29 protein-coding genes are annotated in these 25,053 nt (G+C 57.6%); 21 read left to right on the plus strand and 8 right to left on the minus strand.

Annotated elements, in window-relative coordinates:
* The first annotated feature begins 39 nt into the window (after window positions 1–39).
* On the plus strand, window positions 40–702 hold the full coding sequence (locus tag DHN55_RS10255; RefSeq protein ID WP_108881193.1) for a hypothetical protein: 663 nt from the start codon (window positions 40–42) through the stop codon (window positions 700–702).
* A 22-nt stretch (window positions 703–724) separates the two neighbouring features.
* Here the strand turns inward: DHN55_RS10255 and DHN55_RS10260 are convergent, their stop codons facing one another.
* Window positions 725–1,663, minus strand: a complete 939-nt coding sequence (locus tag DHN55_RS10260) for an arginase family protein (protein WP_108881194.1) — start codon at window positions 1,661–1,663, stop codon at window positions 725–727.
* Window positions 1,664–1,690: 27 nt separating this feature from the next.
* Entirely contained in the window at window positions 1,691–2,833 is a 1,143-nt protein-coding gene (gene carA / locus DHN55_RS10265; RefSeq protein WP_108881810.1) for a glutamine-hydrolyzing carbamoyl-phosphate synthase small subunit, read from the minus strand.
* 337 nt (window positions 2,834–3,170) lie between these two features.
* Between carA and DHN55_RS10270 the strand changes: the two genes are divergently transcribed.
* The 6 genes from DHN55_RS10270 (at window position 3,171) to DHN55_RS10295 (ending at window position 10,282) form a co-directional block, all read left to right on the plus strand.
* Window positions 3,171–3,635: a GatB/YqeY domain-containing protein gene (locus DHN55_RS10270; protein ID WP_108881195.1), complete on the plus strand. Its 465-nt coding sequence runs from the start codon at window positions 3,171–3,173 to the stop codon at window positions 3,633–3,635.
* 117 nt (window positions 3,636–3,752) lie between these two features.
* Entirely contained in the window at window positions 3,753–4,412 is a 660-nt protein-coding gene (locus tag DHN55_RS10275; protein ID WP_337660135.1) for a DUF1287 domain-containing protein, read from the plus strand.
* Between the two features lie 731 nt (window positions 4,413–5,143).
* Window positions 5,144–7,093, plus strand: coding sequence for a DNA primase (dnaG, locus tag DHN55_RS10280; RefSeq protein WP_108881196.1), 1,950 nt, complete (start codon window positions 5,144–5,146; stop codon window positions 7,091–7,093).
* A 214-nt stretch (window positions 7,094–7,307) separates the two neighbouring features.
* On the plus strand, window positions 7,308–9,389 hold the full coding sequence (gene rpoD, locus DHN55_RS10285; protein ID WP_108881812.1) for an RNA polymerase sigma factor RpoD: 2,082 nt from the start codon (window positions 7,308–7,310) through the stop codon (window positions 9,387–9,389).
* Between the two features lie 219 nt (window positions 9,390–9,608).
* Window positions 9,609–9,923: a hypothetical protein gene (locus tag DHN55_RS10290; protein WP_337660136.1), complete on the plus strand. Its 315-nt coding sequence runs from the start codon at window positions 9,609–9,611 to the stop codon at window positions 9,921–9,923.
* 38 nt (window positions 9,924–9,961) lie between these two features.
* Window positions 9,962–10,282, plus strand: a complete 321-nt coding sequence (locus DHN55_RS10295; protein ID WP_337660137.1) for a hypothetical protein — start codon at window positions 9,962–9,964, stop codon at window positions 10,280–10,282.
* Window positions 10,283–10,359: 77 nt separating this feature from the next.
* Here DHN55_RS10295 and DHN55_RS10300 read toward each other — a convergent pair whose 3' ends face one another.
* The 4 genes from DHN55_RS10300 to DHN55_RS10315 all read right to left on the minus strand — a co-directional run bounded on the left by DHN55_RS10300 (window position 10,360) and on the right by DHN55_RS10315 (window position 12,728).
* The gene (locus DHN55_RS10300; RefSeq protein WP_108881199.1) at window positions 10,360–10,770 is read right to left on the minus strand and encodes a TfoX/Sxy family protein; all 411 of its coding nucleotides are present in this window, start codon (window positions 10,768–10,770) and stop codon (window positions 10,360–10,362) included.
* Complete coding sequence (locus DHN55_RS10305; RefSeq protein ID WP_108881200.1) at window positions 10,754–11,335, minus strand: DUF899 family protein; 582 nt, start codon at window positions 11,333–11,335, stop codon at window positions 10,754–10,756. The genes DHN55_RS10300 and DHN55_RS10305 overlap by 17 nt, the downstream gene beginning before the upstream one ends.
* Window positions 11,332–11,712 (minus strand): metalloregulator ArsR/SmtB family transcription factor, encoded by a 381-nt coding sequence (locus DHN55_RS10310; protein ID WP_108881201.1) that lies wholly within the window; start codon window positions 11,710–11,712, stop codon window positions 11,332–11,334. The genes DHN55_RS10305 and DHN55_RS10310 overlap by 4 nt, the downstream gene beginning before the upstream one ends.
* An 89-nt stretch (window positions 11,713–11,801) precedes the next feature.
* Window positions 11,802–12,728 (minus strand): cupin domain-containing protein, encoded by a 927-nt coding sequence (locus DHN55_RS10315; RefSeq protein WP_108881202.1) that lies wholly within the window; start codon window positions 12,726–12,728, stop codon window positions 11,802–11,804.
* Between the two features lie 167 nt (window positions 12,729–12,895).
* Between DHN55_RS10315 and DHN55_RS10320 the strand changes: the two genes are divergently transcribed.
* The 12 genes from DHN55_RS10320 (at window position 12,896) to DHN55_RS10375 (ending at window position 21,408) form a co-directional block, all read left to right on the plus strand.
* Window positions 12,896–13,486: a cytochrome P460 family protein gene (locus tag DHN55_RS10320; RefSeq protein WP_108881203.1), complete on the plus strand. Its 591-nt coding sequence runs from the start codon at window positions 12,896–12,898 to the stop codon at window positions 13,484–13,486.
* A gap of 39 nt (window positions 13,487–13,525) precedes the next feature.
* Window positions 13,526–14,086 carry a cytochrome P460 family protein gene (locus DHN55_RS10325; RefSeq protein WP_108881204.1) on the plus strand — a complete coding sequence of 187 codons (561 nt, stop codon included), beginning with the start codon at window positions 13,526–13,528 and terminating at the stop codon, window positions 14,084–14,086.
* Window positions 14,087–14,299: 213 nt separating this feature from the next.
* The gene (locus DHN55_RS10330; RefSeq protein WP_108881205.1) at window positions 14,300–14,710 is read left to right on the plus strand and encodes a ketosteroid isomerase-related protein; all 411 of its coding nucleotides are present in this window, start codon (window positions 14,300–14,302) and stop codon (window positions 14,708–14,710) included.
* A gap of 3 nt (window positions 14,711–14,713) precedes the next feature.
* Complete coding sequence (locus DHN55_RS10335; RefSeq protein ID WP_108881206.1) at window positions 14,714–15,304, plus strand: GNAT family N-acetyltransferase; 591 nt, start codon at window positions 14,714–14,716, stop codon at window positions 15,302–15,304.
* Window positions 15,301–16,209: a nitrilase-related carbon-nitrogen hydrolase gene (locus tag DHN55_RS10340; RefSeq protein ID WP_108881207.1), complete on the plus strand. Its 909-nt coding sequence runs from the start codon at window positions 15,301–15,303 to the stop codon at window positions 16,207–16,209. Before DHN55_RS10335 ends, DHN55_RS10340 begins: the two co-directional genes overlap by 4 nt.
* 52 nt (window positions 16,210–16,261) lie before the next feature.
* A complete protein-coding gene (locus DHN55_RS10345) occupies window positions 16,262–17,233 on the plus strand; it encodes a sodium-dependent bicarbonate transport family permease (protein WP_108881208.1) in 972 nt (323 codons plus the stop codon).
* Window positions 17,230–17,547 carry a DUF190 domain-containing protein gene (locus DHN55_RS10350; RefSeq protein ID WP_337660138.1) on the plus strand — a complete coding sequence of 106 codons (318 nt, stop codon included), beginning with the start codon at window positions 17,230–17,232 and terminating at the stop codon, window positions 17,545–17,547. The genes DHN55_RS10345 and DHN55_RS10350 overlap by 4 nt, the downstream gene beginning before the upstream one ends.
* Before the next feature lie 26 nt (window positions 17,548–17,573).
* Window positions 17,574–18,227, plus strand: a complete 654-nt coding sequence (locus tag DHN55_RS10355; RefSeq protein ID WP_108881209.1) for a carbonic anhydrase — start codon at window positions 17,574–17,576, stop codon at window positions 18,225–18,227.
* A 202-nt stretch (window positions 18,228–18,429) separates the two neighbouring features.
* On the plus strand, window positions 18,430–18,759 hold the full coding sequence (locus tag DHN55_RS10360; RefSeq protein WP_108881814.1) for a ribbon-helix-helix domain-containing protein: 330 nt from the start codon (window positions 18,430–18,432) through the stop codon (window positions 18,757–18,759).
* A gap of 114 nt (window positions 18,760–18,873) precedes the next feature.
* Window positions 18,874–19,269: a VOC family protein gene (locus DHN55_RS10365; protein WP_108881815.1), complete on the plus strand. Its 396-nt coding sequence runs from the start codon at window positions 18,874–18,876 to the stop codon at window positions 19,267–19,269.
* A 34-nt stretch (window positions 19,270–19,303) separates the two neighbouring features.
* Window positions 19,304–19,825, plus strand: a complete 522-nt coding sequence (locus tag DHN55_RS10370) for a twin-arginine translocation signal domain-containing protein (protein ID WP_108881210.1) — start codon at window positions 19,304–19,306, stop codon at window positions 19,823–19,825.
* Window positions 19,826–19,839: 14 nt separating this feature from the next.
* Entirely contained in the window at window positions 19,840–21,408 is a 1,569-nt protein-coding gene (locus DHN55_RS10375) for a GMC oxidoreductase (RefSeq protein ID WP_108881211.1), read from the plus strand.
* Between the two features lie 143 nt (window positions 21,409–21,551).
* On the opposite strand, the gene DHN55_RS10380 is transcribed toward DHN55_RS10375, so the two are convergent.
* The gene (locus DHN55_RS10380; protein WP_337660139.1) at window positions 21,552–22,292 is read right to left on the minus strand and encodes an SIMPL domain-containing protein; all 741 of its coding nucleotides are present in this window, start codon (window positions 22,290–22,292) and stop codon (window positions 21,552–21,554) included.
* Between the two features lie 197 nt (window positions 22,293–22,489).
* On the opposite strand from DHN55_RS10380, the gene hemN reads away from it, so the two are divergent.
* Window positions 22,490–23,851 carry an oxygen-independent coproporphyrinogen III oxidase gene (gene hemN / locus DHN55_RS10385; RefSeq protein WP_108881213.1) on the plus strand — a complete coding sequence of 454 codons (1,362 nt, stop codon included), beginning with the start codon at window positions 22,490–22,492 and terminating at the stop codon, window positions 23,849–23,851.
* Between the two features lie 42 nt (window positions 23,852–23,893).
* Here the strand turns inward: hemN and DHN55_RS10390 are convergent, their stop codons facing one another.
* Complete coding sequence (locus DHN55_RS10390; protein WP_108881214.1) at window positions 23,894–24,430, minus strand: flavodoxin domain-containing protein; 537 nt, start codon at window positions 24,428–24,430, stop codon at window positions 23,894–23,896.
* A 140-nt stretch (window positions 24,431–24,570) separates the two neighbouring features.
* Here DHN55_RS10390 and DHN55_RS10395 point away from each other — a divergent pair, with 140 nt between their 5' ends.
* On the plus strand, window positions 24,571–24,951 hold the full coding sequence (locus DHN55_RS10395; protein ID WP_337660140.1) for a DUF6455 family protein: 381 nt from the start codon (window positions 24,571–24,573) through the stop codon (window positions 24,949–24,951).
* The last annotated feature ends 102 nt before the right edge of the window (window positions 24,952–25,053 follow it).

Genomic DNA, 25,053 nt, shown 5'->3' on the forward strand with positions numbered 1-25,053 from the left:
CGGTTTATGCCGGGAGACGGATTGTGACAGAGGTTCCTTATGAGACGTGTTTTTGTGTTGCTGGCTGCATCTGCATTTGGCGTTGCTGCTACTGTGGTGGACAGCCCGGGAGTGTTGGCGGGTGATCGTGCATTTTCTGATGAAAGCGGGGTAAAGCGGGCCGGAAACTGGTCAAAGAAAGCCAGTGACGCAAAAAAACCCACAGAGACCGACACCAGTACCGCATCCGATATTCCCGTGCCCCGGCCTAAGCCCGGCAGCAAAGCTGCGAAAGCAGATGCAGCCAGAGCAAAAACGGCGGAAAAGGAAACCAAGAAGGCACCTGTGCCGCGCAAGAAGACCAAACCGAAGGCGGATGTGCAGGCCGGGCTTACCCCGTCGGACAACGGATCAGGCAACACAAGTGCTCCTTATCGCGGTTCGCTGGACTCAACAGAGATCAAGGAAGCTCTGACCGGAAAGGTGCTTGCCTCGCGTATCGATGGAAAAAGAGCAACCATCACGTTGGGTGAAGAAGGTGTCCTGAACTGGAAAACGGCCTCCAGCAGCGGGCAGGGCAGATGGTGGGTTGAAAAGGGCCGGATATGTGATCGCTATGATCCATCCGGTGACTTCCCCGGCCGCGGTGCCGGATGTCGCAGTTTTGAGCAGAAGTCGGATGGTTTTTACGCCGGCGGCAGGAAGCTGCAGTTCGTGAACTGATTGCCGTTGCCCATGTACCGGCCTATTGCCGGCAAACGAGACCCAGCGTTGCGGCCACCATGCGGTAGGCGGTCAGCGCTCCAAGCCCGTCAACATCGCAATCCGGCATGAACTCGACCAGGTCAAATGCTGAAATCCGCGCCTTTGCGGAGATTGCATTCAGCAGTTCGATTGTCTGCCAGTAACCGAGACCGCCGGGCGCCCGGCCAATGACGCCGGGCATGATTGCCGGATCAAGTCCGTCACAGTCGAAACAGATGATTACGTTGGATCCGTTCGGAATGGCATCTGCAACCTGTGTCATGCCGCCGGACGCGATGTCGCGGGCCGTGAAGAACTTCACGCCCCAGGCCAGTGCATCGGCATAGTCCTGTGGCCGGGCCGAGCCGATATTGCGGGCGCCAACCTGTATGATGCGTTCGATGTGATCCATCTCGGATGCGCGCCGCATGGTGGACGACAGCCCCCAGCGCTCACCGTCAACCTCATCGCGCCAATCGATATGGGCGTCAATCTGGACAATGGTGTATTTGTCGCGGCCTTCAAACGCCTGCAACATGGGGATCGGTATGCTGTCGTCACCACCCAGAACCATGGGTACGGCTCCACGCTCGACTATCGCGGAAACCGCGGCCTTGATCGCAGCACGATTGGATGCGCTGTCTTCGCTGAAATCAAGATCTCCCAGATCACATGCATCCTGCGGGCCTCCGGGTAACAGCGGGGCGGAAAAATCAAAGTCCATGTGCTCCAGATTGGCCGCATATGGTGCCGCCGCTGCGCGGATGGCGTCAGGACCGTTGGCGCAATACGGGCCCACGGACGCATAAGGTGTCGCGCATGGTACGCCCAGTATGGCGGCCTTGGCGTTTACCTGGTCAGGTGACGGGCACGATGGAAGTCCGAGAAAAGTGGATACATCCGTTGCACCAAACATGGTGGCAATATTTGTCTTGTTCATATCGGGCCTGGCCGGACTGGGTCGGGATCACTTCGTTTCGGCTATGTAATCAGCAAAGCGGGCGAACAGATAGTGCGAATCCTGCGGACCGGGTGATGCTTCCGGATGGTGCTGTACCGAAAATACCGGCTTGCCTTCAAGCTGAATGCCGCAGTTGGAGCCGTCGAACAGCGATATATGGGTTTCGGCAACACCTTCGGGCAGGGATTTTCCGTCCACCGCAAAGCCATGGTTCATGGAGGTTATCTCGACCTTGCCGGTGGTGTGGTCCTTGACCGGATGATTGGCCCCGTGATGACCCTGATGCATTTTTACGGTGGTGCCGCCCAGTGCCAGTGCCAGCATCTGATGGCCGAGACAGATGCCGAACACCGGCTTGCCACTGTCAACCAGCTTGCGGATTTCGGGTACCGCATACTCGCCGGTTGCTGCCGGGTCGCCGGGCCCGTTTGACAGAAATACCCCGTCCGGCTCGAGGGCAAGAATCTCCTCGCCGCTTGTGTTGCCGGGCACCACGGTGATCTTGCAGCCTTGCTGCGCCAGGCACCGCAGGATGTTGCGCTTGGCACCGAAGTCCATCGCCACGACATGATGTTTCGGGTCCTGCTGGCGACCGTAGCCGGTCTTCAGGTCCCACAAGGTCTCATCCCAGTCATAGCGCTGGGTGCAGGAGACTTCCTTTGCCAGATCCATTCCTTCAAGGCCGGGCCATTTGGCCGCTTGCCTGGTCAGTGCGCCGGTATCAAACTTTGCTTTGGCATTGTGCGCGATTACGGCATTTTGCATTCCCCTGTCGCGGATCAGGGACGTGAGAGCGCGGGTGTCTACTCCGGCAATGCCGATGATGTTGCGGGCCTTCAACCAGGCATGAAGATGTTTTGCGGCGCGGTAGTTGGAAGGATTGGTGACATCGGCTTTCAGAACGCAGCCGCGCACCCCTGACGTTGCAGCAAGGTTGAATGTCTCGATGTCTTCATCGTTGGCACCGACATTGCCGATATGCGGGAAGGTGAACGTGATGATCTGGCCGGCATAGGACGGATCGGTCAGGATTTCCTGATAGCCGGTGATAGCGGTGTTGAAGCACAGCTCGCCGGAAGCGTGGCCTGTTGCGCCGAGCCCGATGCCCTCGATCACCGTTCCGTCGGCCAGAACCAGCCGGGCTGTCATGGCTTGCTCGGTCCAGGCAGGCGTGGTTGCAACACCGCTGCCGGTTAAGGGATTTGCCGGGCGGGAAGATGACTTTGTGGGCGACATCGGCCTTCCAGGAAATTCCTGGCCTTTTACTTGAGAGGTGCTGCCGTGCGCAAAAGATGCGTTCGGGCAATTTGGCGGGAAACTAGTTAGCAGTGCTGTCTGCGTCAAGCACTGCCGGACCCGCAGTCCCCGTGAAATTGCATGAATTGTGACGTTTTGGCTGTGCGGCTTGCGCGGGTCAGACGGTGGGGGTATCAATTGTGCGATTGTCGCCCCTCTTTTTGACGCTCCGCCATGAAAGGCAATACAGATGAGTGATTCTATCCGTGATCGTGTCAGCGCCCTCATGAAAGAGGCCATGCGTGACCAGGACAAGACGCGGCTTTCAACGCTGAGGTTGATTTCAGCGGCGTTCAAGGATCGCGAAATCCAGAACCGTGGCACCGGCAAGGATGACAGCCTGACGGAAGCCGGCATGCAGGAAATCCTGTCCAAGATGATCAAGCAGCGCAGGGAGTCTGCCGAAACCTATGAAAAAGGCGGCAGACCGGAACTTGCTGCAACCGAGAACGCCGAGATAGAGATCATCGAAGAGTTTCTGCCGCGTCAGCTCTCGGTTGCGGAAATCGAGGCTGCCGTGTCCGGTGTCGTAAAAGAGCTGGACGCATCAGGCTTGAAAGACATGGGCCGGGTGATGGGGGCTCTGAAAGAACGCCATGCCGGACAGATGGACTTTGCCAAAGCCGGTGCCATCGTCAAGAATCTGCTCGGCTAGGAGCTGTTGAATGCAGCGTGCCCGGCTGAAGCCGTGAATGATCTGCAACAACCCGGAAGCACTGTTTTTCGCCACATTAGTGTTCAAGAATCGCACTGATTGCCAGGGAGGACAGTTATGATTTTGCGGCGACACGTGATTTTTGGTCTGGGTATCACCGGCATACTCGGCGGCTCTGCAGCGTCCATGTTTGCCGGTTCTGCTGTTGAGGCTCAACAGAGCAACCGGCCGCTTTTCAAGGCCGAAGACTGGGCGGTTAAGCTGGTAGAGGCTGCGGAATCCCAGGTCGGGCTGACCACGGTCTATGACCCGGCCTATAAACGGCTTGCCTATCCGCTGGGAGATGTGCCGATGCAAAGAGGCGTGTGCACGGATGTTGTCATCCGGGCGTACAGGGCGGCATTCGGTATCGATCTGCAGAAGCTCGTTCATGAGGACATGAAATCGGCGTTTGGCGGTTATCCGGCCATTTGGGGGCTAAAGCGGCCGGACCGCAATATCGACCATCGCAGAGTGCCGAACCTGGAACATTTTCTGAAACGCCGCGGTGCTGACCTGCCGGTGACGAAAGACGGCGCGGACTATCAGCCCGGGGACCTTGTCACGCAGCGCCTGCCGGGAAACCTGCCGCATATAGCCATTGTCACCAATCGCCCGGCAAAAGGGCGCAATCATGCACTGGTGGTGCACAATATTGGTGCGGGTACCCAGATAGAGGATCGCTTGTTCGAGTTCAGGATTTCAGGGCATTTTCGGCTTGAGCCGACAACTGGCTGAACCCGGCTGAAGCGGAAATGGTTCGACCGTACGTCGAGATCAGTTTGGCGTGAAAATGTTCGGCTGACGCAATCCATGCTGTCGCCGTCGTGCAGATTTTTCAGGATCAGGATGTCAGCGCAAGTAGTCAGTGGGTGCGACCTCGAATTGATCACGATGCCTTAACTGGGGGGAGCAAGTACTCCGCAATCCCTTCAGCCGCACCCACTGATACGCAACCCTGTTAGGGGCTGTGTTGCGTTGTTGAAGGAATATTATTCAGTTAGAGGGGGTCAAAACAATTGCAAGAATGCATTACCTTAGTGAAATACCGTGTGCCGATCATGGTGATTCGTGTTGCAGATTGGGTAAATAGATTTACCATCGATTTTTTGGTAGAGACATCAATAAGCACTGAAACTGACGACGGTCAAATTTGATGCCGTCAGACTCAGAAAACGTAGAAATTTCAATCGCAAAGCTGCACCCGCTTCGGCGACGACAGGTGAGGCGAGCACAACTCCAGATTGTATTTGTGTAAATGGAACCTGGATAGTGCCGTTTGTGAACCTGGCATGATTTGCCGGACAACGTGCTGTCATACGACATAATCGGACGCATTGTTCGTTGCGATAACCCCGTGTCTGAATGGAAGGCCGGCCGTTGCTTTTGGGGCCTGTTGAGTAGCAGTATGCTGTGATACCGATACCGTGCTAGTTCAAAGGCGTTGGATCGGGTCATACGGGTAGAACATGCGTTTTCCGCAATCATTTCTGGACGAGATAAGAGCGAGGATTTCGATATCTTCGGTCATCGGCCGGTCTGTGCAGTGGGACAAGCGCAAGACAAATGCCGGCAAGGGTGATTACTGGGCGTGCTGTCCCTTTCATGGGGAAAAGACGCCGAGCTTTCACTGTGAGGATCGAAAGGGCCGCTATCACTGCTTCGGCTGCAAGGAAAGCGGTGACATCTTCACCTATCTTGTTCAGAAGGAGGGCGTGCCGTTCCCCGAAGCGGTCGAGCGGCTGGCGTCCGAGGCCGGTCTCCAGCTGCCGCAGCTTTCCCCGGAGGCCGAAGCGCGCGAACAACGCCGGGCCAATCTGTATGATGTGATGGAACTGGCCCAGGCGTTTTTTGTGGCGCAGCTGCAGGCATCGGCCGGAGCCAGGGCACGCGGTTACCTGTCCGACCGCGGTTTGTCAGGAGACGTGCAGCGGGAGTTTGGCATCGGGTTTGCGCCGAATGACCGCCATGCGCTGTCGAAGGTGCTGGCAAGCAGTGACATTACAATCGACCAGATGGACGAGGCCGGGCTGGTAATCCGTCCGGATGATGGCAAGCCTGCCTATGACCGCTTTCGTGACCGCATCATGTTTCCGATCAGGGATCCTCGCGGACGGGTGATCGCCTTTGGCGGCCGGGCCATGAATCCGGATGCACTGGCCAAATACCTGAATTCGCCGGAAACGCCGCTGTTTCATAAAGGCACCGTGTTGTACAACATGGATAAGGCGCGCAAGCCCGCCCATGATGTGAGCGCGCTGATTGCCTGCGAAGGCTATATGGATGTGATCGCCCTGACGCGTGCAGGACTGCCACATGCGGTTGCTCCGCTCGGCACAGCGCTTACCGAAGACCAGCTTGCCATGATGTGGAAGGTCACGCCGGAACCGGTATTGTGTTTTGATGGTGACGATGCCGGGATGAAAGCTGCCTACAGGGCGCTTGATTTGGCGCTGGAGCGCCTGACACCGGGCAGTTCGTTGAAGTTTGCGGTCCTGCCGGAAGGCGAGGATCCGGACGATCTGTTGGCTTCCGGCGGTTCGCAAGCCGTGCAACAGGTCATAGAGCAGGCAGAACCCATGGCGAGCATGGTGTGGCGGCGGGCATTGTTGCGCAACGACCGTTCAACGCCTGAGCGCAAGGCCCGCTTCGAGGCGGATCTCATGCAGACGGTCAACGCGATCGCAGATCCGACAGTGCGTAAATACTATGCCGACGACATGCGCGGGCGGGTAGCAGCCCTGCTGCAGGGCTCCGGCGGCAACAGATGGCAGAAATCACGCGGACGCAAGTTTGGCGGTGCCCGTGCGTCGGGAGCCGGGCGCGGACGTTGGCAGAAGGAGCCGTGGGAGATTGAAACCCCGGCCTCGCCGCAATTACGGGCCATGGCGGGCAGGCCGGTTCACGACGCCGCGACGCAGCGCCGGACAGGGTTGATTCTGCTGACGCTGATCAACCATCCGGTGCTGGCGGAAGAGATGATCGACGATATTGTCGCAATGGATGTGCCAACAAGCGAGCTTGACTCTTTGCGCAGACGAATCATAGATACGTGTGCCTCTGGGGCAGACCTTGAAAAGCACGACTTGCGTGACCACTTAATCCACACCGGGATGGGCGCAGTTCTTGATGCACTCGATACCCAGGCAAGGCATCATGATTGCTGGTTTGCCGGTACGGACGCTGCGGACGCAGATGCTCGAACCGGCCTAAAGCAGTTGGTGGTGATGAACCGGAAGTTGGTGACGCTGGAAAAGGAACTCAAACGCGCGGAAATGCGCCTTGCCGAAGACCCCACGGAAGAAAATCTCAATCATCTCAACGAGGTGAGAGAACAGTTGAATTCCATGGCAGGAGCGGAGGCAACGATTGACGGATACGGAGAAGCTTCCGGTCGAACGGCAAACCCTGCCGGGTAGGCAAACAGGCATTCCGGCCGACTTACCAGCTCCAATGAAAGTTTGAATGAGGCAAGATGAACGGCTCTGGCGGCAGGCCAAACATGATTAAGGCATGTTTAACGCGGTATCCCGCATAAAGACATGCAAACCGAACGAGCGAATCAATAGTGCTGTGACAGCCTTCTTTAAAGAGATCGGGCACAGCGCGAAACAGAAAAGTGAGCGTACACGCATGGCGAAAGCACAGGCACGCAGCGCAGCAGCACCCGCTAAGAATGCGGCAGCCGGTAAGTCGGCCGACGATACAGAAACGACAGAAGCCGTTGCCGACGGGCCGGTACTTGATCTCAGCAATGCTGCGGTAAAGCGGATGATCAAACTCGCCAAGCAACGCGGGTTTGTGACCTATGACGAATTGAACGAAGTGCTGCCGTCCGACGACACATCTTCTGAACAGATCGAAGACATCATGGCGATGCTCACTGATATGGGCATCAACGTGGTCGAGACCGAAGAAGAAACCGAAGACACCACGGAAGTTGCCGAAACCGCCCAGACCGGCATCGTCAAGACGGCCTCCAACACGCCTGCGTCAGCTGACCGTACGGATGATCCAGTGCGCATGTATCTGCGTGAGATGGGCACGGTCGAGCTGTTGTCGCGCGAAGGCGAGATCGCCATCGCCAAACGCATCGAGGCCGGCCGCGAGGCAATGATTTCCGGCCTGTGCGAAAGCCCGCTGTCATTTCAGGCCATTATCATCTGGCGAGACGAACTGAACGAAGGCAAAATCCTGCTGCGTGACATCATCGATCTCGAAGCAACCTATGCCGGGCCGGATGCCAAGAAGGTGGAAGCCCCGACGCCTGAAGAGCGTGAACGCAAGGAAAAGGAAGCCCGCAAGGCGGAAGCCGACAAACGCGAAAAGGCCGCTGAAGAAATGCGCGCCAAGTCGCGGTCGCGCCGCGGTGGTGGCGATGACGTGTTGTCTGCGGATGATTTTGAACCCGCTGAACAGCCGGACGAAGATGAAGATGATGAGGATGAAGAGGCAAATGTATCGCTTGCCGCAATGGAAGCGGAACTGAAGCCGCATGTTCTCGAAACCTTCGACCGCATCGCCAAGACCTACAAGTCACTGCGCAAGCTGCAGGATCAGGAAGTTTCCGAAAAGACGGCGCTGTCTCCGTCCCAGGGACGCCGTTACCGCAAGCTTCGCGAAGAGATCATCGAGGATGTGAAATCCCTGTCTCTGAACGCGGCGCGTATCGAAGCGCTGGTTGAGCAGCTCTATGATATCAACCGTCGCCTGATTTCCCTGGAAGGCAGGCTTTTGCGTCTGGCCGAAAGCCACAAGGTGCCGCGCAAGGTCTTCCTTGAGGAATATCAGGGCGAAGAACTCGACGCCAACTGGCTGCGCCGTATCTCCCGGCTCTCCAAGCACGGCTGGAAGGACTTCGTGGCCAAGGAGAAGGACACGATCAAGGATATCCGCGAGGAAATCCATTCGCTTGCATCCGATACCGGCCTGCAGATTCCGGAATTCCGCCGCATCGTGCATGCGGTGCAGAAGGGCGAACGTGAAGCCCGCATCGCCAAGAAGGAAATGGTCGAAGCCAATCTGCGCCTGGTGATTTCCATTGCGAAAAAGTACACCAATCGCGGCCTGCAGTTCCTGGATCTTATCCAGGAGGGCAATATCGGCCTGATGAAAGCGGTCGACAAGTTCGAATACCGCCGCGGCTACAAGTTCTCGACCTATGCAACCTGGTGGATCAGGCAGGCGATCACCCGCTCGATCGCCGACCAGGCGCGCACCATCCGTATTCCGGTGCACATGATCGAGACCATCAACAAGATCGTGCGCACATCGCGTCAGATGATGCATGAAATTGGCCGCGAGCCGACGCCGGAAGAGCTGGCTGAAAAGCTGTCCATGCCGCTGGAAAAGGTTCGCAAGGTGATGAAAATCGCCAAGGAACCGATCAGCCTTGAAACACCGGTTGGCGATGAAGAAGACTCGCATCTGGGTGATTTCATTGAAGACAAGAACGCCATCCTGCCGATTGACGCGGCCATTCAGGCAAACCTGCGCGAGACAACGACGCGCGTGCTTGCCTCACTGACACCGCGTGAAGAACGTGTGCTGCGCATGCGCTTCGGTATCGGCATGAACACCGATCACACACTGGAAGAAGTCGGCCAGCAGTTCTCGGTGACGCGCGAGCGTATTCGCCAGATTGAAGCCAAGGCGCTGAGGAAACTGAAACACCCAAGCAGGTCGCGCAGACTGCGGAGCTTCCTCGATAACTAGCGCGGCTGCAGCCAGGTACGGCTGCATACAAATCTTTCAACGGCTTATTGAAGGCCGGGCAGTTTGCCCGGCCTTTTTCTTTATGCGGACAAAGCTTCCGAGAATCGTTGCTGCAACCTGAACCCGCCGTGAACACGGGAGTCACTTTTCGTTCAGATCAAGTTCATCAATGTGCGGATCATCGGGTCGGGCGACTTGAGCAACGAAAAGGAAACTATCATGTACTCCCGCGTACTCACTCTCTCCACCATTGCTGCCGGACTGTTTGTCCTGAACGCCGGATCGGCAAGCGCCGGTCTGCCCACCGGTTTCGTCAACGGACTGGACTGCAAGGGGTTTCACCACTCCCCAACGGCGAAAGCCAAGAAGCAATCCAAGGCAAAACAGCGGGCTCGCGGCAAGTGGGAATCGCTTGCTCGCAAGAACTATGGCTGGAGCTATCGCAAGTGGAACAAGGGCAAGTTCAAGCACTATGACTGTTCCAAGCCCGGCGGCTGGTGGCACTGCAAGGCCGCTGCCTATCCGTGCAAATGAACCGGCGCAACCACAAGAACACGTAAAGGAACGAAACGATGAAAATGTTGAAACTGACTCTTGCGGCGGTTGCCGTGACGATTGCCGCAACCTCGCTGGCTTCCACCGCCAACGCCGGCCGACCGGCAACAGCCGCACCCCATGGCGAAGTGTGCATGGGCTACCTGCACTCCAACGTTGCCAAGGCCAAGAAGCTGTCAAAGGCCAAACAGCGGGCCCGCCGCAAGTGGCAAACAAAGGCCGCTCTCGTGGGTCTCAGCTACCGAAAGTGGGACTGGGCGCATGTGCGTCACTATGATTGCACCAAGAAGGGCAAATGGCATCATTGCAGAGCAGCAGGTTATCCCTGCTACAAGTAAGCCCTGAAAACATGAATGAAAGCCGGGCCTCGCGAAATCGTGGCCCGGCTTTTTTCCGTCAGGGGTGGACGCCTTGCCTACCGTAGGCCAGTAGTTTTCTTCTTGCGCGGTTTTTTCACCTTGGGTGGAAGCGACGCTGCAAACTCCATGGCCGAAGTGATGACTTCGGTGAGCTTGCCCCGGTCTTCCAGCACTGCATCGGGAAGGGCTACATACTCCCTCATCGGCCGACCGGGGATGGGTTCAAACTGCCAGGCGCCGGCCTCGTCAATGAGTTGTTTCCTGTGTTCTTCGTCCAACCGCACAATCAGTGCTTCCTGATGCAGGCCGGTGAACATGTTGCCGTTCACGAATGCGCACGGATAACCGAACATCTGCCGTTTTTCCACGTTCGGCGCGTCCGGCAGGACCGAGGCAAACAGGTCAATCAGGTCGGCCGGGGACTTGCGCCACCCGGCCCCGGTAGCAGCTTTACCCGGCTTCGTCATATTTGTACTGCGGCTCCCATCCGTCAGGTCCGTCTTGCAGCAGGTTGAACATGTGCCAGATGGCGCAGTAATCGTCGAACGGACCCATTGGCGTGGTGGCGATGCGGGTGATCTTGCCGTTGTCCATGCGGAACGACGACAGCCCGGGATGCCAGCTTCCGTCTTCGCCACGATATCCCATGTCTTCGGCGAAACTGCTGCCTTGATGGGAGACCATCGGGAAGCGCCAACCGCGCGATGTGGCAAACTTCTGCTGGGTTTCAGGTTTGTCGGGGCTGGATACGCAAAACGCCGCCCGGTTTGCCAGGTGAGGATAGATGCCGTTGAAGCCGTCCGCCCACAAGGTGCATCCGGTGCAACCGGTGCCCATATTGTGAACCATCAGCAAATCGGGTTTGCCGGCAAACAGGCCGGAAAGAGTGACATTGCCCTCGATTGTTTCGAACGTATAGTCAGGCACCTCGAGTGGTGCGGCTTTCATCAATTCGGTCATCTGCTTGCGAAGCTCGACGATGCGCTGATGCAAGTCGCCCATCTTCTGTAAATCCGGCTTGTGTACGGTCATGAACTGTTCTCCTCACGGGTTGGCGCGGTGCCTGTGTCCAGCAGCGTGGCGAGCAGATCGAACTGGTCCTGCCAGTATTGTGTGTACCTGTTGAGCCACACGGCTGCGTCGTAAAGCGGACCGGTTTCGATACGGCAACGGCTGATGCGGCCGCTGCGCTGCTGTTGCACCAGGCCGGCCCGCACCAGAACCTGGATGTGCCTGGAGACCGCCTGCAGCGAAATATCGAAAGCAGATGCAATCTCGGACACAAGCAATTCGCGCTCGGCGATCATCTCCAGAATGGTGCGCCGGACCGGATCCGACAAAGCCGAAAACACGGCATCCAGACGATGTTCGGCGATATCGGTGACGTTGGTCGGCTGAGCTCGTGTCATGCTGGATAACTATCAACCGTAATGTTGATAGTCAACGTATATGTTGATTATTTGTACAAAGATGTGACGCAGCTGGCGGACGACAGATCCTAGGTACGTGAAGATTTTCGGAATGCGCCGGGTGATGTGCCGATGGCGCGCCGGAACGCCCGGCTGAAGGCGTTGGTGTCGGAATACCCGGTGCGGCTGGCAATATCATCAAGAGCAAGGCTGGTTTCGGTCAGCATGCGGCGCGCCAGCAGTGTCCGATACCGGGTAACATAGCCCATCGGGGTTGTCGCCATGGCCTGGCGAAAGCCTGATGCAAATGCAGTGCGGGACTGGCCCGCGACCTGGGCCAGGCTCTCGATCGTCCAGTTGCGGTCCGGACTGTCATGGATTGCACTGAGCGCGCGTTGCAGTCTTTGATCGGAAAGGGCCGCAAGCGCGCCTCCCTCGACAAACGATTGGCTGGCCCATTCGCGAAGCGCGCAGAAAAACAGCACTTCGGTCAGGCGGTTCAGGATGATGAGGGATGCCGCACCCATTGTGTCGAGTTCGTGCTGTATCAGTGATCTGACGTTCGCGACATATTCGGGGCGCTGCGCACCGCTGGCCCGAACCACCAGCAGTGCCGGCAACTGTTCCGGTATCAGGTCCGGTGCAAACGAGGAAATGCGGAAGTAACCGCACAGCAGCTGGGTCGACTGCTCCGGAGCCGGGCGTGGTTCGAACATTGGTACCGGCAGCGGTTCGGGACCGGGGACGTTGTGCGTCGAGTTCGCAACGATGCCGGGTTCGCTTGAAAGCACATGGGATTTTCCACGCGGTATGATCACATAATCACCTGCGTGCAGTTGCACCTCCTCGCTGCCATCCGACAGCCTGATCCAGGTCGAGCCGGCAATGATCAAATGAAACCTGCACATGCCGGGCTGCTCGATGACTTCCATGCCCCAGGGAGCCAGCACGGACTTGGAGAAGTACACCGTGCTGCGCACATGGATCATGTCCAGGATCTTGCTGATTGTGTCCATGACTACCGGGCCTACCTCCGTCCTTTCGAATTGCCAATGTCGATCGGCCTGCTTTGTACGATCTGCATGAATTCTAGAACGCTGGGCGCTGGTTGCAAGCGCCGGTCGCCGCAACACTGTGTGGCAACCGGGCCTGAAGGCCTGAATATGTCCAAGGAGAAACCATCATGAAGAAGTCTACTATAGTGGCCGTGGCTCTGGCCGGTGCCGTTGCAGTGCTTTCCGCAGGCAGTGTGCACCAGACCGCCACGGCGCAGATGGCCGACTGGGGCCCGAAATGGGCCAGTGACGGCAAGCTGCAATTGCCCGTCGGTTACCGCGAATGGGTTTATCTGGGATCGCCCCTGACACCCAATGCCCTGAACGACGGCAAGGCAGGTTTTCCGGAATACCACAATGTCTACATCCAGCCGCAGGCCTACAAGATCTACAAGCAGAGCGGCAAGTTTCCGGAAGGCACCATCCTGCTGAAGGAGCTGCAGCTTGTGATGGAAAGCGAAGAAGCCGACGGATCACGGACGGAAGTTTCAGGGCGCGGATATTTCCCCGGCGCATTCAACGGCATCGATATCGCCGTGAAAGACTCCAAACGCTTCGCGGAAAGCAACAATTGGGGCTACTTCAACTTCGGCCATCATGCTCCGCCATATGCCAAGACAGCCGCTGCCGCGCCAGTCGAGAACTGCGCCCAGTGCCATATCGACAATGCGACCAAGGACATGGTGTTCACCAGGTTCTACGGCCCGCTGAACGAGTAAATATTCAGAAAATTCAGATAGATAACGGAGAAAATTGAAATGAACTTCACTAAAGTCCAGGCCGGTGTCGGCATACTGGGACTGGCAATGGTCGCAGGCCTTGTGATGGGCGACTTGCCGGCAACCAAGCAGGCCAACGCCCAAAGCGGACAGACCATACAGCTTCCAGCCAACTTCCGCACCGATTACGAGTTCCTCGGCGCGTGGGCGGTTTCAGGTGATGCTGACACCGGCGGCAACATCGGCCAGCACATAGTTTATGCGTCACCCGGCACCGTCAAAGCCTATCGGAAAACCGGGAAATTCCCTGATGGTGCTGTACTCGTAAAGGAGTTGTTTAAAGGCAAGACCGAAGACCTGACCACCGGCAGTGCCACGTCTGCTGCCGAGGTGGCCGGTTATTTCGTCATGGTCAAGGATGCCGAAGGCAAGAATACCGGCCCGCTCTGGGGTGACGGATGGGGTTGGGCGTTCTTCGGCGCGGACGACAAAAAGCAGACAACGACAAAAGACTACAAGGCTGAGTGTCTTGCCTGCCATGAACCGGTGCGCGACAGCGACCTGATTTATTCGTACGCCTATCCGGTCCTGAAACCGTAACCGGGTCTCCACCACGCCGACATCCGAATCCCGGATGCGGCAACTGCTGGCGCGCCAGTCTCGCACCGTGATTTCCCCTCCGGTTGGCGCGCCAGGTTTTTTGCTGCCGGAAACGGTACCCTGACCGGTCGTAATCCGGCTTGCCCCGGTTTGACTGCCACTGCTATGACGCTGAAGCAGGCATCAAACTCGAAACTCCGGGGCAGTTCACCCATGAGCGCAGCAGCGACACGTAAACTCATCAATCGCTATTACACCGCCTTCAATGCGCAAGACACCGGCACCATGCTGGATTGCCTGGGCGCAGGTTTCGTGCATGACGTAAGCCAGGGTGAAAGGCGCAGGGGCAAGAAGAAGTTTGCCGAGTTCCTGGCCCATATGCACGCGTGTTACCATGAGCAATTGTCAGACATTGTGGTGATGACGTCGGCGGACGGATCTCGCGCTGCGGCGGAATTCAAACTCAAGGGCAAGTACCTTGCAACCGATGAAGGATTGCCGCCGGCTGCCGGACAAACCTACAAACTGACAGTTGGCGCCTTCTTTGAGGTCAAGGACGGCAAGATTAGCCGTGTGTCCACTCACTACAGCCTGCCTGACTGGACCCGGCAGGTGATCGGCTAACCGATGAGCGTCACAGTAAGATCGCTTGCCGGGCCTGATTTCGATGCTGCAATTCCCGCACTGGCGAACCTTCGCATCAAGGTGTTTCGGGCATGGCCGTACCTGTATGACGGAAACCCGGCTTATGAAGAAGGTTACCTGGCCCGGTTCAGGCATGCGGACCGGGCCTTTCTGGCGGCCGCTTTCGATGGCGATACCATTGTGGGAGCCGCCACAGCCGCTCCCATGGCAGGCGAGGCGGCAGAATTTCGAGGACCGTTCGAGCGTGCCGGGTTTGATACGTCGAAAATTTTCTATTTCGCTGAAAGCCTGTTGTTGCCTGCCTATCGCGGTCAGGGAGCAGGCGTAAAATTCTTCGAGGCACGTGAAGCCCATGCCCGCAGCTTCGGCAGTTACAGCCACGCGGTATTCTGTGGTGTGGTGCGCGCCAGCGGTCACCCGATGAAGCCGGAGACTTACGTTCCGCTGGATGCCTTCTGGCGCAAGCGCGGGTTTGACAAGCTGGACGGCATGACGACGGCCTATTCGTGGAAAGATGTCGGCGCGCCGGAAGAAACCGAGAAGTCGATGCAGTTCTGGATGAAGCAATTATGACCCGTACCTTCAAGATTGCTACTGCCCAATATCCGCTCGATGAGTTGTCATCGCTGGCTGAATACACAGACAAGATCACCGGCTGGGTGGACGAGGCCGCAGCAGCGGGTTCGCAATTGCTGGTGTTCCCGGAATATGGTGCGATGGAACTGGCAGCACTTGCCGGCCAGGATGCGGCAGCGGACCTGCAAGGGGCAATTGATGCGGTGTCAGAGCGGCTGCCACTGCAGGCGGAGTTGCATCAGCAGCTGGCGGTCGAGTACGGGGTGACAATTGTTGCGGCATCCGGCCCGCAACGCCATGCAGACGGCAGTGCAACCAATGTGGCCCGGATTTTTGCGCCATCCGCCAGGCAAGGTGAGTATCACAAGCTCATGATGACGCCGTGGGAGCGCGATCCATGGCAGGTGAGCGCCGGACCGCCTGATGGCCTGTGCGTGTTTGATCTCGGCGATGTGAAGGTCGGGCTGGTGATCTGCTATGACATCGAGTTTCCGCTACTGTCCCGCGCTCTGGCGGAGGCGGGCGCTGAAGTCATACTGGCGCCATCCAACACTGAAACAGAGCACGGCTACTGGAGAGTGCGCACCGGGTGCATGGCACGCGCACTGGAAAACCAGGTTTACACGGTGCACTCGCCGACTGTCGGCGTGGCACCCTGGTGCCCGCCGGTAGAGATGAATGTTGGCGCGGCAGGGGTGTATGTCGCATCTGATACCGGATTTCCTGCCGGCGGGGTAATTGCTCTTGGCGAGTTGAACAAGCCGCAGTGGGTGTATGCCGAGGTGGATCTTGGCTTGCTTGCGAAGGTGCGCGGATCAGGCGGCGTGCAAACCTATAATCACTGGGGAGAACAGCCGGGTGCGGCATTGCTTCCCAGTGCACGGACGGTTCTACTCGACTAGGGTCGCGACCAAGGTACCAGCTGGCAACACATGAAAACGGGGTACGGGCGGCATGCTTGAAATTGCTCAGCAAAACCTGATCTCCCCCATGGTGCTGTTCTTCGCCCTTGGCCTGTTTGCCTCCTTTGTGAGGTCCGATCTTTCGGTGCCGGAAGCCATCGCCAAGACGATGGCGCTGTATCTGATGATGGCTATCGGCTTCAAGGGTGGTGTGGAGCTTGCCGGCAGCGGCCTGACGGCGACACTGTTTGCGGTGTTGATTGCCGGTGCAATTCTGTCTGCCCTGCTGCCGGTAATCGGCTTTGGCCTGTTGCGCGCGACCAGCGGCCTGTCGCGCGTGGATGCAGCGGCGGTTGCCGCCCATTACGGTTCGATTTCCATTGTTACTTTTGTCGCTGCCACACAAGCGCTGGCAACGGCGGGGCTGGCCTATGATGGTTACATGATCGCTGTCGCAGCGGTGATGGAAAGCCCGGCGATCATGATGGCATTGCTTCTGGCCAAGCGGGCCGATGCGGCAGGTCCGCCCGACGATCACGGTGCCCACATCGGTCGCGAGATTTTCTTTAATTCGTCGGTGCTCATGCTGACGGGCGCTTTCATCATCGGCTACGTTACCGGCAAGCCCGGGCTGGACGCCATCGCGCCGTTTATTGTCGATCCGTTCCGTGGCGTGTTGTGTCTGTTCCTGCTGGACATGGGCCTGATTGCAGCGCGTGGGTTGCGCTCCGGTCTGGGCAAACTGTCGATGCCTGTCCTGCTGTACGGACTGTACATGCCGCTGGTTGGCGCGGCTGTCGGCGCAGGTGCGGCCATGTTCGTCGGTCTGACCGCCGGCAGTGCGGCGTTGTTGATTACCCTGTCAGCCTCAGCGTCGTACATTGCCGTTCCGGCCGCACTTCGGCTGGCGCTGCCGGAAGCAACGCCATCCATCTATCTGACCTTGTCTCTGGGCATTACTTTCCCGTTTAATCTGGCAATTGGCATTCCACTCTATATCTGGCTTGCAGAGGTTTTGACATGACGCTGAAGACCCACAAGAAAAAGCGCATCGAGATCATGATCGAAGCGGCGGCACTGCACCGGATTGTCGAAGTGCTGGACCGGTTTGGCGTCACCGGATATACGGTCCTGCCGGTGCTGGCCGGGCGCGGTATGTCTGGAGACTGGCAGCGCGATGATGCCTTTGGCGATACTGCCCGCATTGTGAGCGTGGTGTGTATTACCGACCCGTCGAAAGAGGAAGATGTCCTGTTGGCAACCAAGGAAATTGTCGAACGCTATATTGGCATTGTGTCGGTTTGCGATGTAGAAGTGCTACGCTCTGAGCATTTCTGAAACCGACATAGACAAGGGGCACTCAATTGACGAGTTCTTTTCCAAAGCGGCTGAGCGAAGGCTATCGCAGCTTCCGCACAGACTCCTTTGCCCGCGAACGGCAACGCTATGATGCTTTGGCCTCGCATGGCCAGAAGCCGACGATCATGATCATTGCCTGCTGCGATTCCCGGGCTGCTCCGGAGATCGTTTTTGATGCCAGTCCGGGCGAGGTTTTTGTGGTCCGCAATGTTGCTAATCTTGTGCCGCCATATGCACCGGACGGCAGTCATCATTCCACCTCGGCTGCGCTTGAATACGGGGTGCTGCAGTTGCGGGTTGAACACATTGTCATCATGGGACACGGCCGCTGCGGCGGTATTTCAGCAATTGTGAACGACTCCGATCCGCTGAGCAGCGGCGACTTCATTGGCCAGTGGCTGAGTCAGATACGCGACGTGGCGCAGTTTGTGGAACGCGACAGCGGCAATTCGGAACACCATCATGAAACCCGGGTGGAGAGGGCCAATGTCGAACATTCACTGGCGAACCTGAGAACATTTCCCTGGATCCGGCAACGCGAGCAGCGTGGCGAACTAAGCGTGCACGGAGCATGGTTTGATATTGCTCTTGGCGAACTGCATGTGCTTGACGACCGCAGCGGCGACTGGTCCATGCTGGAGGGCGCTGATCCAGCCTGACCAGTGCCTGCCGACAAACATCGACATGGGTTTGACGACAGGACCAGTGCTCTCGCATGGCAGAATTGATGCACGCAGCGGTTGCCAATCACTTCACAACTAGACATCATTGACACTCATAGAGCCTGAAACAGGCCGAAAAGTGCGCGTTTTGCTACTTCTGGTGAGCAGTTTTGTGCGCACGACAGGGAGGATGTTTGTCATGTGTCACGTATTTGCGGGTCAGTCACCGTCCAACTATACTTTCGAAACACGATCGGTTCGCCTGATGGGGCACCCGACCAGTGTGCGTCTTGAAGCCAAATTCTGGGTTGTTCTGGAGCAACTTGCTGATGCCCAGGACATGCCGATGTCCAAATTTTTATCCGCCTTGTATGAGGAAGCTTCAGAAATACACGGCGAAGTCAGCAATTTTGCATCTCTGCTGAGATGCTGCTGCATCAATTTTCTCGACCCGGCATTCAATCACGAGCAGTTGGCGCTGGAAGCGCAGGATGCACGTGCCAAAATGGACGTCGTTGCTGCCGAGTAACACCAAGGGAAGTCGTTATTGACGCTTTCGAGGGTGTAGTAGCTGAATAACACCACATGGATGGCGATGGTGTTAGCCTTTGCAGGATAACAAGACTGCAAGGGAGGAGTGCCGGTGGCAAAAGCCATTCATACCATGGTGCGTGTGCTCGACGAGGCGAAGTCTGTTGAGTTTTACAGCAAGGCCTTTGGCCTGGGCATAGAAGACCGCTTTGAATTTGACGGGTTCACACTGGTTTATCTGAAGAACCCTGAAAACGATTTTGAAGTCGAGCTGACCATCAATCATGACCGCACCGAGCCTTATGGGCACGGTGACGGATATGGTCACCTGGCGGTGTCCGTCGACAATGTCGATGAGCAGCATGCGGCGGCACAGGCCCATGGCCTCAACCCGACCGACGTGAAGGAATTTCATCGCGACGGTGCCCTGATGGCCAAGTTCTTTTTTCTGCAGGACCCGGACGGATACAAGATCGAGGTTCTGCAGCGCCATGGCAGGTACACCTGAAATCAAGACAAGAAAACCGAGGAGGAATGGCAAGATGAACGGAAAGACGAACATATCCAGGCGTACCGCGCTTAAAGCTGCCGGTGCGGGCCTCATTGTTGCCGGCACTGGTGCCGGAGGCCTGGTTTACGGCCACAATGATGCATGGGCTGCAACGGCTGAAAATCTGGATGCCGATACCTTTGCAACGCTGGTGCAGATGTCGCGCGATACCTATCCGCACGACCGGCTGGAGGACAAGTTCTATGCTGCTGCCGTATCCGGCCTGGACAAGGCGGCCAAGGATGACGGTGCGTTGAAAACCATGCTCACGGACGGTGTTGCCGGCCTGAACAAGGCCGCGGGAGGCTCTTATTCCGGCGAGAAGGATGCAGACAAGCGGGTGGCGCTTCTGAAGGCCATGGAGAGTGACGGCTTCTTCCAGAAGGTGCGCGGCAACCTGGTGACCGGACTGTACAACAACAAGGAAGCCTGGCCGCTGTTTGGCTACGAGGGTGCGTCTGCCGACAAGGGCGGATACATCGATCGCGGCTTCAACGATATCAACTGGCTGTAAGGGAGGACGACAATATGGCTACATTTGACATGAATGACGACAGCGTCGTGGTCGTCGTCGGCTCTGGCGCAGGCGGTGGTACACTGGGCGCAGAACTGGCGATCAAGGGTGTGAAAACCGTGATCCTGGAAGCAGGCGGCCGCCACGAAACCGACGATTTCCAAAACGATGAGTGGGGCTCGTTCGGCCAGATCTCCTGGCTCGACAAACGCACCACGTCAGGCTCCTGGCGGGTGGCAAAGGACTTTGCCGGCCTGCCGGCGTGGATCGTGAAGGCGGTGGGCGGCTCTACGACACACTGGGCGGGCGCATCGCTGCGTTTCCAGGAACATGAATGGAAAGCCAAAACCACCTATGGCGACGTGGCTGGCGCAAGCCTGCTCGACTGGCCCATCGACATGGCGGAAATGGATCAGTGGTATGCCAAGGCGGAGGACCGCATGGGCGTTACCCGCACCAATGGCATTCCCGGGCTTCCCGGCAACAATAATTACAAGGTGCTGGAAGCCGGCGCCAAGAAGCTGGGCTACAAGGAAGTCCACACCGGCCGCATGGCGATCAATTCCGAGCCACGTGACGACAGGGCTTCGTGCCTGCAGATCGGGTTCTGCTTCCAGGGCTGCAAGTCGGGTGCAAAATGGTCAACGCTGGTTGCTGAAATTCCGAAAGGCGAAGCGACCGGCAATCTTGAAGTGCGGCCCAATGCGCAGGTGCTCAAGATCGAGCATGACGACAGTGGCAAGGTGACGGGCGTACTGTATGCCGACAAGGACGGCAAACAGCACCTGCAAAAAGCCCGCGTGGTGTGTGTGGCCGGCAACTCGATTGAAAGTCCGCGCCTGCTCCTGAATTCGGCGTCGTCGAAGTTTCCCGATGGGCTGGCCAACTCGTCCGGCATGGTCGGCAAGAACTATATGCGACACATGACCGGCTCGGTTTATGCAGTGTTTGACAAGCCGGTGCACATGTATCGCGGCACGACAATGGCCGGCATCATCACGGACGAGTCCAAGAATGATCCGTCGCGCGGTTTCGTCGGTGGCTACGAGATGGAGACACTTGCTTTGGGCTTGCCGTTCATGGCGGCGTTCCTTGATCCGGGCGGATGGGGCAAGGATTTCTCGTGGTGGATGGACAATTACGAGAACATGGCCGGCATGTGGCTTGTGGGCGAAGACATGCCGCAGGAGAAGAATGCCATTACCCTGCATGCTACCGAAAAGGACCAGCATGGCCTGCCGGTGCCGAATGTGCACTTCGATGATCATGACAATGACATCAAGATGCGCGACCACGCCTTCGGCCAGGGTGAAGCAGTGTACAAGGCTGCCGGTGCAATAAAGACTTTCCGCACGCCGCCTTATCCGTCGACCCATAATCTCGGCACCAACCGCATGAGTTCGGACGCCAAGGACGGGGTGGTGAACAAGCATGGCCAGACCCATGATATCGCAAACCTGTTCGTGTCCGACGGCAGTCAGTTCACTACGGGGGCGGCTGAGAACCCGACGCTGACCATTGTGGCGCTGGCGCTTCGCCAGGCAGATTTCATTGCCGGCGAAATGTCGAAAGGCAATCTGTAGATACCGGGGGTATTCAGATACCGGGGGTATAAAGCGGGGGAGGCCTCCCTGTTCCCCGTTTAGCAGCCCGCGCTTCGGCCACGACCGGAGCGCGGGTTCGCTTTTGCACAGCCTGGGAACCCATGTCCGGGGTACAGGTTTCTCTACTCAATCTCCCACACGATGTTGACCTGCATTTGTACCGACTGCTGGCCCTGTGCGATGGGAACGGCATCGGCGGCGGCGGATTCCAGTGCGGCGCGGCGATATGCCGGTTGCGGCGGGCGATGTCCGCCAGCCTCGGAAATGGACAGGATTTTGCCGAGTGACACCCCGGCTGCGGCGGCATAGAGTTCAGCGCGTGCCCTGGCTTCGGCCACGGCGAGTTTGCGCGCCTCGTTGCGCAGCGGCGCCGGCTCGGCAATGGAAAAGCTCAGGCCGTTCATCTGGTTGACACCTGATGACACAACCGCATCGAGGACGGGGCCAAGCATTGCCAGATCGCGTGTGATCACCGTAACCGAGTTAGAGACGGTGTAACCGGTTATGCGGGGCGGCTCCTGTTCGCCAGTGCTGGAGCGCTTTGCATATTTGTATTTCGGCTGTACGGAAAAGTTCGAGGTCTGAATGTCCTTCTTTGCGACGCCGGCAGCCTCGATGGTTTGCAGCACGCTGGCCATGGCCTCATTGTTCACTGTCAGGGCTTCGCGGGCGGTTTTGGCTTCCGACACGACACCGGCAGAAATGATCGCAATGTCGGGGGCCGATTTCACCTCGCCCTGTCCGGTCAGCGACAGTGTGCGTTGCGGGACCTGTTGTGTGGTCTGGGCAAGTGCAGGCGTGGCCAGCACTGCGGCGGCGGCAAGCACGCCGGCGAAAGCGAGGTTGAGTGCAGGTCTGGGCATGACATGAGAGAGCATGGGGCAGGGGCCTTTTTCAAAAAACAGGGTTGTTGGTTCGAGCAGACTTTAGGTCGGAATGCGGCGAAAGTCAGGTTTGCCGTTGCCGGATCCGTTCCTGCTAGGTTGGGTCGCCGTTGATCCAAATCAAGGTTGAAATTCCCCAGCTCAGGTCTACTGCAATCGCAAACAGAGGGCTTGATATGAAAAACATCAGCGAAGCGGAAATTGTCAGCCGTCTGAGTGCGCCGGTGCCGCGTTATACCAGCTATCCGACTGCGCCGCACTTCCATGACGGTGTTGGCGAGGCGGAGTACGGCAAATGGCTTCGCCAGTTGCCGGAACACGAAGGCTTGTCGCTGTACATCCATGTTCCGTTCTGCGACCGGATGTGCTGGTTTTGCGGATGCCATACCAAGCAGATCAATCGTTACGATCCGATCCCTCCCTACCTGTCTGCCGTGAGGCAGGAAATTGTCCTGCTGAGGGATGCCATCGGATTTTCACCCTCACTCAACCGGGTCCACCTGGGTGGGGGATCTCCCAGCATGCTGCGGCGCGATGACCTTGAACGCCTGCGGACCAGCATAGACACGCATTTTCACCTGCATGAAGGCACCGAGATCAGCATCGAGATCGACCCGTCCGACTTGTCCGGCGAGGAGTTTGCAGCCTACAAGGCATTCGGCGTTACCCGCGCCAGCATCGGTGTCCAGGACTTTGACGAGCGTGTTCAAGAGGCAATCAATCGTCCCCAGACATTCATGCAAACCGCTGCCGTTGTGGAAGGCCTGCGCGGTGTCGGCGTCCGGTCGCTTAACATAGACGCCCTGTATGGACTGCCCTATCAGACCGAGGAAACCGTTGCGCAAAGCATTGAGCAGGTTCGGACGCTGGAGCCTGACAGGGTGGCACTGTTCGGTTATGCGCATGTGCCATGGATGAAGCCAAATCAGAAACTGATACCTGAAGCAGCACTGCCTGATGCGCTTGCAAGGGTCCGGCAGGCCAACGTGGCGTCCGACATTCTGCAGGATGGCGGCTACCTGCCGATTGGCATGGATCATTTCGCGTTGCCGCAGGATTCACTGGCGATAGCGGCAGTCGAAGGAAGGTTGCGCCGCAACTTCCAGGGCTACACCGATGACCCTTGCGCCACCCTGCTGGGCGTCGGCGCGTCATCAATAGGGCACCTGCCGGCGGGCTACATCCAGAACGACACGGCAACAGGCAACTACATGCGCACAGTGGCATCGGGCCGGCTTCCAGTGTCACGCGGCATCGCGTTGACGGATGAAGACAAACTGCACGCAGACATCATCGAAAATCTGATGTGCCGGTATGCGTTCAGTATTTCAGCGCTGCGTCGCGACCATGGCCCGCTGGCAGACCGGATCGCCTCTCACATCCAGGATGCGTTGGACGCTGACGCACATGACCTTGCCATTTTTGACGGGGATACGTTCTGGATCCAGCCCCACGGGCATGGATTTGTGCGCACAGTGGCGTCATGGTTCGATACCAGGATGAAAGAAAAGGCAGCCAGATATTCCATGGCTGTCTAATCTGAAAGATGAACGTTTCCAAAGTGTTGTGGCAGTTTGAACTCACTTTGAGTCAAGTTGCGCCAGAAATTTCTTCACCGAATTGGCGAGTCCCGTCCAGTCAGTGAACTCCTGCGGCTCATCAGGGCGCAACTCATCGCGATCCTTGAGAATGATGTGTTCCAGGATCTGCTGTTGAAAATAGTCATACTCCTCACTTTTCACCGCGCCTGCAACAGTGAGGCTGTGGTCAGGCGTCCAGCCGGTGCGGCTGATGAAATCCGAGATGTAGGCGGTAGCGTCAGTTGCCTTTTCCGAAAAAGCTGCGGCCAGGCTGACGGAAATGAACAGGCCCGGTCTCGCCTTGAGGACATCCAGGCTGGCTGCGACAAACACCTCGATCTCGTTTTGATGCCTGTCCTGGTGGACTGAGGCGGCAACGATGAAGGCGTCGAAATCATCGATATGAACATCCCGGCGTTTACGGGCCGTATCCAGCAATTCGACCTGATGGCCCAGTTCAACAACCTGATCGGCTAGCGTCTGGGAAATTTTACGGGTTTGCCCTTCCGTGGTCGCATAGGCAATCAACAGCTTCATCGCTCACCTCCAGCACAGTTTTGACAGAGACCATCGTTGCATCGGTCGGGAAAGGTTCCGTTGATCGAGATCAATGTGCATTGCGTTGCCCTGTGGGAGTGTGTTGTCAGGGCCAATGGATTTCGGGAAAGGTGACAATCATGACGTCGGTTTTGAAACGGGTTCGCCGCATGTTGAACCAGCGCAGAGACAGTCAGTTCCTGTTTGCCCTCAACAGTGCCGAGCAATCGGATGTTGGCATTTCCTCTACGGACCTGCGGTCACTGTCTTCGTGTCCCACCGACACCCGCGATCGCATGGAGGCGATGGCTGCAGCGCACGGGCTTGCGCCGGACGTATTGAGCCGCGAGCACTGGCGTGAAGTCGACATGGCCCGCGCCTGCGGTCATTGCGGCCAGCGCCGGGTGTGCAGCAAATGGCTGGCGGGCAAGCGTGGCGATCTGGCGGCAGGCGACTTCTGTCCCAATGCGCCACAATTTGCCGAATTGGCGAAATCATCGGACCGGGACTCTTCGGCCTGACCGGGTTTCGGTAACCCTCATCTTTTGAAACCGGGTTGAAGCCGGTTGTGAAATGTCATGCGTCAGTTCGACTGCTGGTGCAGGCCGTGTGTATTGTTATCG

The organism is Anderseniella sp. Alg231-50, from assembly GCF_900149695.1.
GTDB lineage: Bacteria > Pseudomonadota > Alphaproteobacteria > Rhizobiales > Aestuariivirgaceae > Anderseniella.